17 protein-coding genes are annotated in these 14,059 nt (G+C 38.2%); 16 read left to right on the forward strand and 1 reads right to left on the reverse strand.

The genetic code is table 11. The features are described from left to right. Positions 1–624 (reverse strand): MotA/TolQ/ExbB proton channel family protein, encoded by a 624-nt coding sequence (locus H153_RS0101195; protein WP_022846306.1) that lies wholly within the window; start codon positions 622–624, stop codon positions 1–3. Positions 625–757: 133 nt separating this feature from the next. Between H153_RS0101195 and pyk the strand changes: the two genes are divergently transcribed. From pyk to H153_RS0101285, 16 genes are all read left to right on the forward strand, one after another. Continuing rightward, positions 758–2,161 carry a pyruvate kinase gene (gene pyk / locus H153_RS0101200; RefSeq protein ID WP_022846307.1) on the forward strand — a complete coding sequence of 468 codons (1,404 nt, stop codon included), beginning with the start codon at positions 758–760 and terminating at the stop codon, positions 2,159–2,161. Continuing rightward, a complete protein-coding gene (gene topA, locus H153_RS0101205; protein ID WP_022846308.1) occupies positions 2,161–4,281 on the forward strand; it encodes a type I DNA topoisomerase in 2,121 nt (706 codons plus the stop codon). Before pyk ends, topA begins: the two co-directional genes overlap by 1 nt. Continuing rightward, positions 4,278–4,748, forward strand: coding sequence for a metallophosphoesterase (locus H153_RS0101210; RefSeq protein ID WP_022846309.1), 471 nt, complete (start codon positions 4,278–4,280; stop codon positions 4,746–4,748). Before topA ends, H153_RS0101210 begins: the two co-directional genes overlap by 4 nt. Continuing rightward, on the forward strand, positions 4,748–5,383 hold the full coding sequence (locus H153_RS0101215; protein WP_022846310.1) for a hypothetical protein: 636 nt from the start codon (positions 4,748–4,750) through the stop codon (positions 5,381–5,383). Before H153_RS0101210 ends, H153_RS0101215 begins: the two co-directional genes overlap by 1 nt. A gap of 404 nt (positions 5,384–5,787) precedes the next feature. Next, positions 5,788–6,093 (forward strand): nucleotidyltransferase domain-containing protein, encoded by a 306-nt coding sequence (locus H153_RS0101220; protein WP_022846312.1) that lies wholly within the window; start codon positions 5,788–5,790, stop codon positions 6,091–6,093. Next, on the forward strand, positions 6,090–6,545 hold the full coding sequence (locus tag H153_RS08925; RefSeq protein ID WP_022846313.1) for a hypothetical protein: 456 nt from the start codon (positions 6,090–6,092) through the stop codon (positions 6,543–6,545). Before H153_RS0101220 ends, H153_RS08925 begins: the two co-directional genes overlap by 4 nt. A 178-nt stretch (positions 6,546–6,723) precedes the next feature. Continuing rightward, positions 6,724–6,954 carry a DUF4258 domain-containing protein gene (locus H153_RS0101230; RefSeq protein WP_022846314.1) on the forward strand — a complete coding sequence of 77 codons (231 nt, stop codon included), beginning with the start codon at positions 6,724–6,726 and terminating at the stop codon, positions 6,952–6,954. Then, positions 6,951–7,175, forward strand: a complete 225-nt coding sequence (locus H153_RS0101235; RefSeq protein WP_022846315.1) for a DUF2283 domain-containing protein — start codon at positions 6,951–6,953, stop codon at positions 7,173–7,175. The genes H153_RS0101230 and H153_RS0101235 overlap by 4 nt, the downstream gene beginning before the upstream one ends. 286 nt (positions 7,176–7,461) lie before the next feature. Next, positions 7,462–7,629, forward strand: a complete 168-nt coding sequence (locus H153_RS10265; RefSeq protein WP_343122675.1) for a nucleotidyltransferase domain-containing protein — start codon at positions 7,462–7,464, stop codon at positions 7,627–7,629. A gap of 278 nt (positions 7,630–7,907) precedes the next feature. Next, positions 7,908–8,198, forward strand: coding sequence for a GIY-YIG nuclease family protein (locus H153_RS0101250; protein WP_022846317.1), 291 nt, complete (start codon positions 7,908–7,910; stop codon positions 8,196–8,198). A gap of 935 nt (positions 8,199–9,133) precedes the next feature. After that, the gene (locus H153_RS0101260) at positions 9,134–9,454 is read left to right on the forward strand and encodes a nucleotidyltransferase domain-containing protein (protein WP_022846319.1); all 321 of its coding nucleotides are present in this window, start codon (positions 9,134–9,136) and stop codon (positions 9,452–9,454) included. Beyond that, entirely contained in the window at positions 9,445–9,864 is a 420-nt protein-coding gene (locus H153_RS0101265; RefSeq protein ID WP_022846320.1) for an HI0074 family nucleotidyltransferase substrate-binding subunit, read from the forward strand. Before H153_RS0101260 ends, H153_RS0101265 begins: the two co-directional genes overlap by 10 nt. A gap of 639 nt (positions 9,865–10,503) precedes the next feature. After that, positions 10,504–11,994: a flippase gene (locus H153_RS09805; protein ID WP_022846322.1), complete on the forward strand. Its 1,491-nt coding sequence runs from the start codon at positions 10,504–10,506 to the stop codon at positions 11,992–11,994. After that, positions 11,991–12,608, forward strand: a complete 618-nt coding sequence (locus H153_RS10190; protein ID WP_196799781.1) for an NAD(P)-binding protein — start codon at positions 11,991–11,993, stop codon at positions 12,606–12,608. Before H153_RS09805 ends, H153_RS10190 begins: the two co-directional genes overlap by 4 nt. 15 nt (positions 12,609–12,623) lie before the next feature. Next, entirely contained in the window at positions 12,624–13,226 is a 603-nt protein-coding gene (locus H153_RS10195; protein WP_196799782.1) for a hypothetical protein, read from the forward strand. Beyond that, positions 13,226–14,059: a glycosyltransferase gene (locus H153_RS0101285; RefSeq protein WP_022846323.1), complete on the forward strand. Its 834-nt coding sequence runs from the start codon at positions 13,226–13,228 to the stop codon at positions 14,057–14,059. Before H153_RS10195 ends, H153_RS0101285 begins: the two co-directional genes overlap by 1 nt.

Consider the following 14,059-nt stretch of genomic DNA (forward strand, 5'->3'; position numbering starts at 1 on the left):
TTAATGTTTAAAGCCTTTCAGGTTGTTAGCAATTATTACCCCGGCCTGCTCTATGTCAAGTATTAATTTGTCAAGTTTTCTCTGAAGGAGGTTGTAGGCAACGTAGGACGGGACGGCAACTATGAGGCCAAGCACCGTTGTCAAGAGGGCTTCTGCTATTCCTGCAGAGAGCTGTTGAGGGTTTGCCATTGCTGCTGTTCCCGTGTCCAGAACGCCGAAAATTTTAACCATTCCAATTACGGTACCAAGGAGTCCTAAAAGAGGTGCTACAGTTGCTATCGTTGCAAGTAGCGTCATTCCCCTTTCAAGTTCAGCTATTTTTTTTCTTGCTATTACTTCAAATGCATTGAGGAAGTTGGTTCTTGATATTTCTCCAATGTTTCTGAACGCCTCTATTATGATTTCTGAAATCAAAAACTTGTTTCTTTTGCAAAATTCTATAACGTCTCCGATCTTTTCAGACGATAAAAGCAGTACCATCGTTCTTATTCCGTCAGGAGGTGCAATTTTTGATGATCTAAGTACCAGGATTTTTTCAATGACTATGGCAAGTGCCACTATAGACAGGAAAAGCAATATGTATCCTATGAATCCACTTTTGGAAATTATTGCTAAGGCGTTCATGTTTTTGCCTCCGAGAGGATTAGAAATTCAGTGCAGATTATACCATTTGCCCTTTTGTTATTGACGTTCCGTTTAAGGAAATATATTAGAATTTTGAATTAAGAGAAAAAGGCATTTTCAGAGAGAGGGAAAGATGAAAAGGGCAAAAATAGTTGCAACTTTGGGGCCGGCCGTTAGCGATGTTGAAACGCTTAAAAGGCTTGTTGAAGAGGGTCTTAATGTTGTTAGGTTGAACATGTCTCACGGGAGTCACGAAGAACACAGAGAGAGGATAAAACTTGTTAGAGAGGTTGAGAAAGAAACCAAAAAGCCGATTCCCATACTTGTTGACCTCTGCGGTCCAAAGATAAGGATAGGCAAGATAAAAAATGAGCCTTTATACCTTCACAGGGGAAATACGGTTGTTCTTACCTCTGACAGGAATCACGGTGATGATGAGATTTTCGTTAATTACGAGCGCCTTCCTGAAGAGGTTAAACCTGGCGAGGCCATTCTTTTAGCTGATGGTGCCTTCAGGTTAAGAGTAAAAGAAATTTCGGGAAGAAGGGTAATCTGTGAGGTTGTTGTGGGTGGTCCTTTGACTTCCCACAAGGGCGTTAACCTTCCTCATACTTCCCTTTCGATTCCTGCCCTGACACAGAAAGATAGAGAAGACGTGGAATTTGCCGTCAGAGAAGGTGCTGACATAATAGCTCTCTCTTTTGTAAGGAAGGCGGATGACGTCCTTGAGCTTAAGGCTTTGCTTGATACTTTAAATGCTTCCCATATACCAGTTGTAGCAAAAATTGAAAAGCCGGAGGCCGTAGATAGGATAGACGAGATTTTGGAAGCAGCAGATTCCATAATGGTGGCAAGAGGCGACCTTGGCGTTGAAATGCCAATTGAGAAGGTGCCTGTCATACAGAAAATGCTTATAAGGAAGGCAAATAGAAAGGGAAAGCCGGTTATAACCGCTACGCAGATGCTAAAGTCAATGGTTGACATGCCGATACCTACGAGAGCCGAAGTTACCGATATTGCAAATGCGGTTCTTGACGGTACCGATGCGCTTATGCTTTCAGAAGAAACGGCTGTCGGTAAGTATCCGGTGGAAGTTATAAAGACAATGTCAAAGGTGATAAGGGAAGCCGAGAAGATGTATCCTTACAGGCGTTATGAAGAAATTGAACCCGTTACGCTTCAGGATTCCCTTGCCAGGGCTGCCTGCGGTCTTGCGCAGAACAAACAGATAAAAGCCATCATCCCGTTTACGAGGACCGGTGCTACGGCCATGGCAGTTGCAAAGTTCAGACCTTCCGTTCCCGTTTTTGCAGTTACTCACGATGTTAAAACAAGCAGGAAGCTTGCACTTATTTGGGGTATTGAATCGTGCTTGACAGTTCAGGTTGATTCTGTTGAAAAGATGATAAACGTTTCCGTTCAAGCGGTTAAAGATAGAGGTATTGCAAAATCGGGCGATAAGATTATAGTTTTAGCAGGTGCACCGACAGGGGTGCCCGGCAGTACAAATTTAGTTAAGGTGGTTGAGGTTAGATAATGGCAAAGGCGAAGAAGAAGCTTCTCATTGTTGAGTCACCGGCAAAAGCAAAAACAATTCAACGCTATCTTGGAAAAGATTTCATTGTTAAGGCTTCCATGGGGCACGTTCGTGACCTTCCGGAAAAAGAGTTTGGTGTTGACATTGAAAAGGATTTTAAGCCTAAGTACGTGATAATAAAAGGTAAGCAGAAGGTAGTAAAAGAGATTAAAGAGGCCGCAAAGAAGGCTGATGAGGTTTACCTTGCTACTGACCCTGATAGAGAAGGAGAAGCTATAAGCTGGCACATTGCCCACATTTTAAAAAGATTAAAAAAAGACGGCATTTACAGGGTTAGATTTCACGAAATCACCAAAAAGGCCATTCAGGAAGCGATAAAGAATGCTGATACGATAGACGAGAAAAAAGTTGATGCTCAGCAGGCAAGGAGAATCCTTGACAGGATTGTTGGTTACACGATTTCGCCTCTCCTATCCCGCCGATTTAAAAAAGCCCTTTCGGCCGGTAGGGTTCAATCGGTGGCTTTAAGGCTTATCTGCGATAGGGAAGAGGAGATAAGGGCTTTTAAGCCAAAGGAATACTGGACGATAGAAGCCCTATTTGGTGCAGATGAGGGTGATTTTTCAGCAAAGCTTTCTGCCGTTGACGGGAAAAAGCTTTCAAAGTTCTCAATACCTGATGAGGCTACTGCTAAAGATTTGGTTGAAAAGGCAAAGCAGGCTGCCTCTTTTGTTGTTGCCTCTGTTGAGACAAAAGAGCGGAAGAGAAAGCCCTATCCGCCGTTTATAACGAGTACTCTTCAGCAGGAAGCATCAAAGCGTTTTGGATTCCCTGCAAAGCTTACCATGCAAATAGCACAGCAGCTTTACGAAGGTATTGACATAGGCAGCGAAAGGGTTGGTCTTATTACATATATGAGAACAGATTCAACGAGGGTATCAGACGAAGCCGTAAAAGAGGCGAGAGGCTTTATAGAGAAGGAGTTCGGTAAAGATTATCTTCCACAGAGGCCAAGGACTTACGAAGGGAAAACGCCAAAATCTGCCCAGGACGCCCACGAGGCAATAAGACCCACATCTGTGGAGAGAACGCCTGAAAGCATTAAGAATTACCTTACGCCCGAGCAGTTTAAACTTTACGATCTGATATGGCGCAGGTTTGTTGCTTCCCAGATGAAAGATGCCGTCTTTAACACCGTTGCAATGGATGTTGAAGGTAACGGCCTTGTTTTCCGTGCCACCGGAAGCACCGTAAAGTTTCCAGGGTTCATGAAGGTTTACAAAATTGATGTTGACGAAAAGCTGCTTCCGCCTGTTAAAGAGGGTGAAAGGGTTGAACTGAAAGATATTAAAGGTGTTCAGCACTTCACAGAACCCCCACCAAGATACACGGAAGGTACGCTTGTAAAAGCTCTTGAAGAGGAAGGGGTAGGCAGGCCTTCAACTTACGCAACGATAATTTCAAACATCATTCAAAGAGGCTATGTAGAAAAGGAAAAGCAGAAGTTAAAGCCGACGGAACTTGGTGAATTTATTAACGGTCTTTTGAAAAAGCTTTTTCCGAAGGTTGTTGACATAAAATTTACTGCAAACATTGAAGAAGAGCTTGACAAGATAGAGGAAGGTCAGAAAAAGTGGAAAGAACTTTTAAAGGAATTCTACTTTGGCGAATTTAAAGACCTCCTTGAGAAAGCAAAAAAAGATCTGAAAGAGCTAAAGGGTGAACCGGTTGGCCGTAAGTGTCCAAAGTGCGGTGCTGAATTGCTTAAAATATACGGCAGGTACGGTGCATTTATTGCCTGTTCAAATTATCCTGAATGCGATTACAAGGAAAACGGTAAAAAAGAGGACGAAAAAGTTGGCCGCAAATGTCCTGAATGTGGGGCAGAACTTGTGATTAAAAGCGGTAGATACGGAAGATTTATTGCCTGTTCAAACTATCCTGAATGTAAGTACACTGAAAGGATAACTTACGGAAAGTGTCCCGAATGCGGAGAAGGTGATATAGTAGAAAGGAGGAGCAAGAAAGGGCGCGTTTTCTACGGCTGCTCAAGGTATCCTGAATGTAAGTACACCGCCAATAAACCGCCAGAACCGGCAAAGAAGGAGAGTGAAAAATGAAAGTGGCAGTTGTTTCTGACAGCCACGATAACGTTGAAAAGAGCAGAAAGTTTGTAGAACTTGTTAACGGTATGGATGTTGGACTTGTAGTGCACTGCGGTGACATTATTTCACCGTTTACCATGGAGGTATTTAAGAAGGTGGAAGCACCTCTGACGGTTGTTTTTGGAAATAACGACGGTGAAGTTGCCGGTCTGCTTAAAAGCTTTTCTGAAATAAAGAAACCGCCTCTTTTCGTGGAGATTGACGGAAAAAAGGCGGTGGTCATGCACGAACCTGTACTTTTGGACGTTATTCCGGGGAGTGTTGATTTCCTGTTCTTTGGCCACACCCACGAGGTTTTCGTAGATAAGATTAAAGGGACTGTTGTTGTAAATCCCGGTGAACTGTGCGGCTATCTTTCAAATCATTCAACATTTGCTATACTTGATACGGCGACCGGCGAAGTTACTGTAGAGGAGATTTGATGTCTGCTGTAAACATAATAGAGAAGATACTCAACGAGAGACACGACTGTGAAATTGGAAATTTTGAGTGCTGCATTGTTTGTTCTTCAAGACTTTTATCCTGCAAGCTTTTTTCTTTTCCTTCCTGTGCTTTTATTGTTGCAAACGCCGGGTGTCAGGCGGCAACAAACCTTGCGTCTATTTACTATGCCGTTAAAACCTACAACCTGCCTCTCATCGGTGTTATAGAAACTAACGGTATATCGGTTAAGGACTTGATAGGAATGAATTTCCCCGCCGCAGAGGTAGAATTTAAAGTTCTCTCAAAGGTTTATGAAGAAAACTTTGAGATACTCGCACCGCTTTACGAATCGGAAGAACTGCTCAATACGGCTTTCATAGAGCTTAATATCGATGCTCAGGTTGATGTTATTAAAAACGTTCCTGAATTTGAAAAGCTTTTTGAAGAGAGAGGACTTTTAATATGCGGTTTTGTTTTTGATGAAGCCTGCGTTTACGGAGAAAAGCCGGGCTTTTACCTTACCAATTGTAACGGTCTGAAAGATCCGGAAGCCATAAGGCAGCTTGATTTTATGGAAAACCTACCGGAGCCTCTTTTAAAGGAAAAAGTAAACAGGCTTCACATCCAGATGTGACTCTGGAACTGTTCCTTGCGCCATTCTGAACCCCTTTTCAGTCATCAGGATGACACGAAACAAAACGTCATTCTGAGGCGCCCTGCGCCGAAGAATCTCAACAAACCTTTAAAATTCCCCCTTCCGTCATTCTGAGCTTCTTTTCTGTCATCCTGAGCGTTTCTTTGTCATTCTGAGCGCAAGCGAAGAATCTCATCCTATCAGCATGGACTCTCCGGTGCACAGCACCTCAGAGTGACGAAAAGGAACGGATTCTTCGGCTATACGTAGCCTCAGAATGACAAAAGAAAAAGTCATTCTGAGCGTAGCGAAGGATCTCCCTCACCCCATGAACAATTTCCACTCAGGTAATATATTTAATAACGTAATTATTTATCAGAACTTGATTAAGGAGTTAAAATATAATGCTAACAACGGAAAGAAAAGTTAGGTTGACGGATAAAGAAATTACGAAGATAAAAGAAGCTATTTTATCTGTGGATCCCACTGCCGAAATTATCCTTTTTGGCAGTAGAACGGATTTGAGTAAAAGGGGAGGTGATATAGATATTCTTGTTATCTCTTCAAAGATTGACTACAAAAATAGAAGAAGAATAAGAGTTAATCTCTTTAAAGAATTGGGTGACAGGAAGATAGACCTGATCATTACCCCTGATCCTTCTAAAGATGTTTTTACGAAACTTGCTTACAAGTACGGAGTTAAATTGTGAACATTGGAGAGAGAAAAGAGGTATTTTGTCAAAACTTGAAGCTTCTCAATAAGAGTATATACTGGCTGAAAAGATCCATTCAGAGAGTTAAGGCTGCCGGAAATTTCGAGAATCCTTCAGAAGAGCAACTTGAGATAATAGAAGCATTAATGAATAGATACTCCAGAGCGGTTGACATACTTATCAGCAAGGTATTGAGAAGCCTGGATTATCTGGAACTTGAGGAAATCAATAGAAAACTTGATATCGTAATAAGAGCCGAAAAAAGGGGGTTCGTGGAGGATTACAACATTCTTATAGAGATGAAAGATTTGAGAAATGAACTTGCACATGAATATCTGGAGGAGCGTTTGAGGGACAGATTGGAGGAGGTAATAGAAAAGAGTAAAAAATTGTTTGAAGTGGCGGATGAGATAAACCGCTATGTTCGGAAGTTGAAATATTGTGAGTGAATGCAATACTTGGTTGAAAAGATTACTGAATTATGAAGATCAAATTAAAGGAAGCAGTATGTGCAGTTGTTGTAACCCACAACAGGAAAAACCTTTTAATGGAATGTTTAGAAGTATTGCTATTATGATATGGACAATGTAGTTAAAAGTGCATTAGAAGTTTTGAGGAAAAGGTAAAATGAGAATAAAATTTTCTCGGCATGCAAAACGGCGGGCTAAACTATATAGACTTTCTCTGTTAGCTATTGAAAATGTTCTAAAAAAGGAAAATTTATCTCTTGGAAAACATGAAATTGTAGAAGAGATGGAAGGACATAAATTTCCAATAAAAATTGTAGTTAGCGTGGAAGAGGATACAGTAATAGTGATTACTGCTTATCCTTTAAAAAGGAGGAAAAAGAAGAGATGAAAGTTTATTATGACAAAGAGGTAGATGCACTTTACATCAAACTAAGTAATGAAAAGCCGGATGGAGTGATAGAAATTATAGAAGGAGTAAATCTTGATACTACACCAAATGGTAAGATAGTGGGAATAGAGATTTTAGATGCTTCTAAGAAAATAGATTTGAAAACAATTCTAAATTACTCTTTAGCTATAAATGAAAAAGACCTGGCGAAAATTTTTTGATAAATAGAAGGTTAGTTAGGATTAGAGGTAAATGGCTGAAGGCATGAGGCTGAAGAAGGTGAACTGTGAATGGTAAACAATGGAAGGTAGAAGGGCTGAAGGTGTAGGGCGAGGGAATTTTTATGCGAGTGAAACAAAGTAATGCCTTTAAAGGATTGCCTCAAGAGGCAATAGATATAATTTCTCTTTTGAGAAAAAATAAGGCGTATATAAAATCTAAATTTCACGTAAAAAAATTGGCATTTTTGGTTCATTTGTAAGAAATGAGCAAACAAATAGTAGTGATATAGATGTTCTTGTTGAATTTGAGAAAGGACATAAAGACTTCTTCAATTATATGGGATTAAAATACTATCTTGAGAGCCTATTCAAAAGAGAAGTAGATCTTGTTATAGAGACTGCAGTTAAACCACAATTGAGAAAAAGGATATTAAACGAGGTCGTGTATGTCTAAACAGAAAAGAGATTTCATTTTCTTTATAGAGGATATTTTAATGTATATCGAGAAAATAGTAGCCAGTCGGTAGAAAGATAATGTGAACCGTGAATGATGAGCTGTGAAACGGGAGCAGAGATGTTTGATGAAAAGACGAGAAATAGCTTTAGGAAATAAAGTGACCTTACTGCAGTCATTCTGAGGCGCCCTGCGCCGAAGAATCTCAGCAAACCTTTAAAGTTTCACTCTCAGGATGACAAGCCTGATTCATTCTTTGATTTTGATAAAATAAATTCATGGAAAAGAAAGGCTACATTTATATTATGACAAATAAAACAAATAAGGTTCTTTATATAGGTGTGACAAGCAACCTTATAAAAAGGGTCTATGAACACAAAAATCATGTCATTAAAGGCTTTACCAGCAAATACAACTGCCATAAGCTGGTATATTACGAAATATTCGAAACTATAGAAGAAGCCATCAAAAGAGAAAAGTATCTCAAAGGTAAAAAAAGACAATTCAAAATTGATCTAATTGATAGTTTTAACCCTGAGTGGAAAGACTTATACGAAACACTGTTTTAGTATAAAGCGACAGTAAGGACTATTCCGTTCGTCATTCCTATCCTTTTTCTGTCATCCTGATCACTTTCCCTTCCCGTCATCCTGAGCATATTCCCTTCGTCATCCTGAGCGTTTCTTTTCCGTCATCCTGAGCGTTTCTTTGTCATCCTGAGCGAAGCGAAGGATCTGAGACTCTTCGGTGCACAGCACCTCAGAGTGACGAAAAGAAAACGTCATTCTGAGCGTCCCTTCCTGTCATTCTGAGCGCAAGCGAAGAATCTCATCCTGATAGTAAGACCCCGAGACTTCATTTCATTCACACAGATTCTTCGGCTACTACGTAGCCTCAGAATGACAAAAGAAAATGTCATTCTGAACGCCCCTTCCCGTCATCCTGAGCGTTAGCGAAGGATCTGAGACTCTTCAGTGCACAGCACCTCAGAGTGGCGAAAAGGAACGGATTCTTCGGCTACTACGTAGCCTCAGAATGACAATAAAAAGTCATTCTGAGCGCAAGCGAAGAATCTCCTACCCGAACACAGCGAAGAATCTCATAGATCCTTCGGACTCTGTCCTCAGGATGACACAAAAAAAAAGTCATTCTGAGGCGCCCCGCGCCGAAGAATCTCTCCCTTACTCCCTTAAATTTTATAAGCCTTTAAATTAGAGATAGATTAAAAAGCGATTGAATCAACCAAAAATAAGTTGCTAAAATTGCTGAAAATCAAATTTTGTGAGGGGAAAAATGCAGGTATTTGACGTTAAAACAATGACAGTATTTTCGCATGAAGAACGGAGCAAGAATGTATTTTACCGAAGTTAACCAGTTTGTTATAATACACTTTACAGGTTTTGAGCGGTAGCGCAGACTTTTCATTTGATAGTTAGAATTTGGGTAAATTTCGAAGTAATGCTTATGAAAGTTTGCGTTTCCTTAATTTCCAGGAGAGCGTGTTGTGATTAAAGATAATGAAATTTTAGACAGTTCCCGTCTAAAATTAGAAACAATAAAAGATTTGGAGAATTTCCTGAGAAAATTTTTTAAAAACGAGAAAGTAGGAATATATCTATTTGGTTCACGTGCAAGGGGAGATAATGCTCCTTTTTCAGATGTTGATATCGGATTTATAGCGGATAAAGATATATCAGATAAACTAATCATGCTAAAAGAAATTCTGGAAGAAAGCAATTTCCCCTATAAAGTCGATTTAGTGGATCTGTCTTCAAACAGGAAACTTCTAAAAGTTGTCTTAAGAGAGGGTAAAAAATGGCTTTAGAAAAGCTTGTAGAAGATTTTGAAAAAGCTTTAGAAAGGCTGAGAGAAGCTTACTTGAGAACGAAAAATTCAGATAAAAATGATTACTATTTTTTTAGAGATAGTGCCGTTCAGAGGTTTGAATTCACTGTTGAAATCTTCTGGAAGTGCATTAAATCTTACTTAAGAGAGATTGAAGGAATTGAATGTAGAAGCCCTAAATCTTGCATAAGGGAGTTTTTCTCTGCAGGTCACTTGAACGAAGAGGAAACAATTCTTCTCCTTAAAATGATAGATGACAGAAATTTAACTTCCCATACGTATAGAGAAGAAGTAGCTGAACGGCTATTTTCAAAACTTGAGAAGTACATAATTCAACTGGAAAAGGTGCTTTTAGATTTACGAAGACATCTGAAGGACAAAAAAATATAATGAAATGAAGATTTTCCTAAAATGTACATAATCATCCTCAACTACAGCGATTGAGTGTCTGGAGAGTGCAAAGGAGCATATTACGAGAGAGGAATCCACTTTTCAGAGTTAACCAGTTTGTTATAATACACCTTAGAAGTTTTGAGCGGTAGCCCCGGATTTTTATCGTAGAATTAGAATGAAATCATAGTTGCTACTTAAAACGGTCATTTTTCTCGTCATCCTGAGGTGCCCTTTCTGTCATTCTGAGCACTTCTTTTCCGTCATCCTGAGCCCTTTTTCTGTCATTCTGAGCGAAGCGAAGAATCTCATCCTGATAGTAAGACCCCGAGACTTCATTTCATTCACACAGATTCTTCGGCTACTACGTAGCCTCAGAATGACAAAAGAAAATGTCATCCTGAGCGCTTTCCCCTTCCTGCCATTCTGAGCGAAGCGAAGAATCTCATCCCATTACCATAGACTCTTCGGTGCACAGCACCTCAGAGTGACGAAAAGAAAATGTCATCCTGAGCACTTCTTCCTGTCATTCTGAGCGCCCATTCCTGTCATTCTGAGCGCAAGCGAAGAATCTCTTTCATCAACGAAAACAGACATGCTAAAATACGTCCACCACACAACAGACCCATAGGAAAACCGATGATAACAAGACTCAAACGCAAACTCCAAAGTAAACTAAATTCAGATATCCACTTCGCCGAACTGGTAAAGGGTGCAGGTACAGCTTTTGGATTTAGGATTCTTGGAATAGTTTTCGGTTATCTTTTTACCCTGCTTGTTACGAGAACTTTAGGTGCCAAGGCGTGGGGGATTTTTGCCCTGTGCCTTGTTGTTCTTCAAATCTCATCTGTTATCGGTCGCCTTGGAATGGATACAGCCCTTTTAAGATTCACGGCGGAATATACAGCAAAAGAAAGACCAGACATTTTAAAAGACATTTACAAAAAGGCTTTAACGCTTGCAATTCCTTTTTCAATAATGGTTGCTGTTTCTGTCTATTTTATATCGCCTGTTCTGGCATCAGCTGTTTTCAAAAAACCTTACCTTACACCTTATTTCCATGTAGTCTCTTTTGCCATAGTTCCTTTTGTTCTTTTATGGATTCACAGGGAAAGCATAAGAGGTCTGAAAAAAATAAAGGAGTATATGCTTTTACAGCAAACAGGTATATTTGGAATAGCTCTTATACTTTTTACTGCTGGAATATATCTGATCGGCAGAAATGTTGAACTGCCAATATTTTCATATATAACTGCAATTGTAGTTTTATCTGTTATTGCATTTCTAATGTGGAAAAAGTACTTATATTATTTCTGTTATTCTAAGTTGCTTCACGCCGGGGAATCTCCAGTTCCGTGTCATTCTGAGGCATCCACCCATCCCTCTGAGTTCTCGTTCCGTCATTCTGAGCGAAGCGAAGAATCTCCCCACCCTCTACGTCATTCTGAGGTATCCTGCGCCGAAGAATCTCTATTCTCATACAAGGCCTTACTTTCCGTTTCTATCCCTATGTTATTATCAAGTTCTTTAGCCTTGATAATGGGTTGGACGGATACTGTAATGCTCGGGATGTTTAGAAGTGCTCAGGAGGTCGGAGTTTATAACGTTGCACTTAGAGTTTCAATGATAACAAGCATTACACTAATGGCAATAAATACCATTGCAGCTCCGAAGTTTGCTGAATTCTGGGGAAAAGGAGATATAAAAGGATTGGAAAAAGTTGCTCAACAGTCAACAAAATTAATTTTTTGGACTTCTTTCCCGGTGTTGTTATTATTTTTAATTTTTCCAAAGTCTATTCTTGGAATATTTGGAGAAGAATTTAAAGCAGGAACTGTAACACTGATAATATTAGTGATAGGACAATTTATAAGTAGTTCAAGTGGAGATGCTGGAGGATTTCTGAAAATGACAAATAATCAAATATTTCTACAAGGTTTAAATTTTTTTGCTGTACTGTTTAATGGTATACTTAATTATATACTCATTCCACCATATGGGATTATTGGAGCTGCTATCGCTACTATGATAGCTCTAAATATAGCAAAACTGGTTGCAAATATATATATAAGAAAATTATATGGATTCTGGTTATATATATACATTGGCTTTCGAGGGTATAAAAGATGAGAGTAGGGATTATTGGAGCTGGTATTTCTGGTTTAAGTATTGGGCAAATGCTTAAAAGATATTTTGATGTAGAAGTTTTAGAAAAGGACAATAAAGTGGGAGGTATTGCTAAAACAAAAACTATAAATGGAGTGGCTTATCATTTAGTTGGAGGACATTGTTTTAATTCAAAAAATATAAATGTTTTGAATTTCGTTTTTACTAATATATTACCCAAGTCAGAATGGCATTTGGTAGAAAGAAAAGCTAAAATTTTCTTTAAAGGTCACCTGATAGATTATCCTATAGAATTTTCTGTGAAACAAATTGCTTGCTTTAATGAGGAACTTGCGTTTAATATAACTAAAGACTTCTTCGCCACTAAAGATGATAAGAATCCTGAAAATTTAGCGGATTGGTTTATTCAAAAATTTGGCAAAACACTGGCAGAAGAATATTTTATTCCTTATAATAGAAAGATATGGAATCAAGATCCATATAAAATGGATTATATATGGGTAAAGGATAAGTTACCTATCCCTGATAAAAAATCTTTCTTTTTATCTTTAGTAAAAAGTGTTAGAGATGATATGCCTCATTCTTACTTTTTTTATCCGAATTCTAATGATCAGTAGACATTTATAAACGCATTGGCTAGGGATTTAAGAATTGTAAAAAATTACAAAGTCGAAAGTATTGAAAAGGTAAGAAGCAAATATGTGATAAATGGAGAGAGAAACTATGATATTGTAATCAATACAATGCCGTTAAATATACTTCCTTTTGTTATAAAAGAAACTCCTATTGAGGTTAAAAATAAGTCAAAATTGCTAAAATATAATAAAGTAACAAATGTTTTGTGGGAAGCAGAACCAGTGGAAAATACATGGACATATTTCCCAGATAGAGAAATAAAATTCCATAGACATATTCACATAGGTAATTTTTTCGAACCTAAAGATTCAAAATACACAATTACAGAAGTAATAGGAGAGCATTCTTATGAAGATATGCTAAATTATGCAAAGAAAATAGATTATCTGATAAAACCTTTGGACTACAATGTTTCAGAACATGCATATGTTGTTTTTGATAAGAATTATAAGGATACGAAAAAATTTATTCTAAAGTTTATAGAAGACTATGGTATATATACATTAGGTAGATTTGGAGAATGGGACTATTATAATATGGATATTTGTATAGAAAAAGCTATGAGGTTATCGGAAAAAATAATAGAGAGGTATAGCTAATGATTAAGCTTTCAGTAATCATGTGGGATTGCGGTTTCCGAGAAAGATTTCATGCTATAAAATCTTATCTAAATCAGACTTTGGATAAAAATGTATACGAAGTTATATGGGTGGAATTTTATAGTGATGTAAAAGAAGAAGTGAAAAAGTTTGCTGATGAACATCCGAATTTTAGAATTTTGACATTGAAAAGGAGTGGTAAGTGGCAATATGGAATTTGTGTAAATGAAGGTGTAAGAATAGCAAAAGGAGATATTTTAGTTATTTCAGATGGAGATGTTGTTGTAGATGAAAAGTTTTTAGAGGATGAGTTAAGGCTTCATGAAAAGTATCTTGATTTACCTTTTATAAATTATCATAGAAGATACGATGAATCGGCAGAGCCACCTGTATATAGATACGACTTAGAATATTTAAATAAAGTTTGTGTTCTTGTAAATCCAACTAATTATGCAGGGTGTTTTAGCATAAAAAAGAGAGACTTTGTAGCTATTAATGGTTATGAGGAAGATATGGTATTCTCCGGGCCTTCTGCATGTGCAAAGGATTTCTATATACGGGCTAAAAATGCTGGATATTTCATAAGATGGTCTCCTGAGAAAAGATTGTTTCATCCTTGGCATCCAGGAACAACGGTAGGATTTTCCTATTTACTGAGAAAGCAAGAAAGGATAATGAAAATTAGAGATTTAAATGTTGATATTTTACCAAATTTTGGATTCGATAAAAAGATAAGAAAAAGTAAATTAGATACCGTTCCTGATTATTCTTTTAAAGAAAAGCTTCAGCTCTTTATTGAATTTCTAATTAAAAAAGCTGTAGGGAAGATTTAA

It is taken from the genome of Desulfurobacterium sp. TC5-1, assembly GCF_000421485.1.
In the GTDB taxonomy this organism is placed as follows: Bacteria; Aquificota; Aquificia; order Desulfurobacteriales; family Desulfurobacteriaceae; genus Desulfurobacterium_A.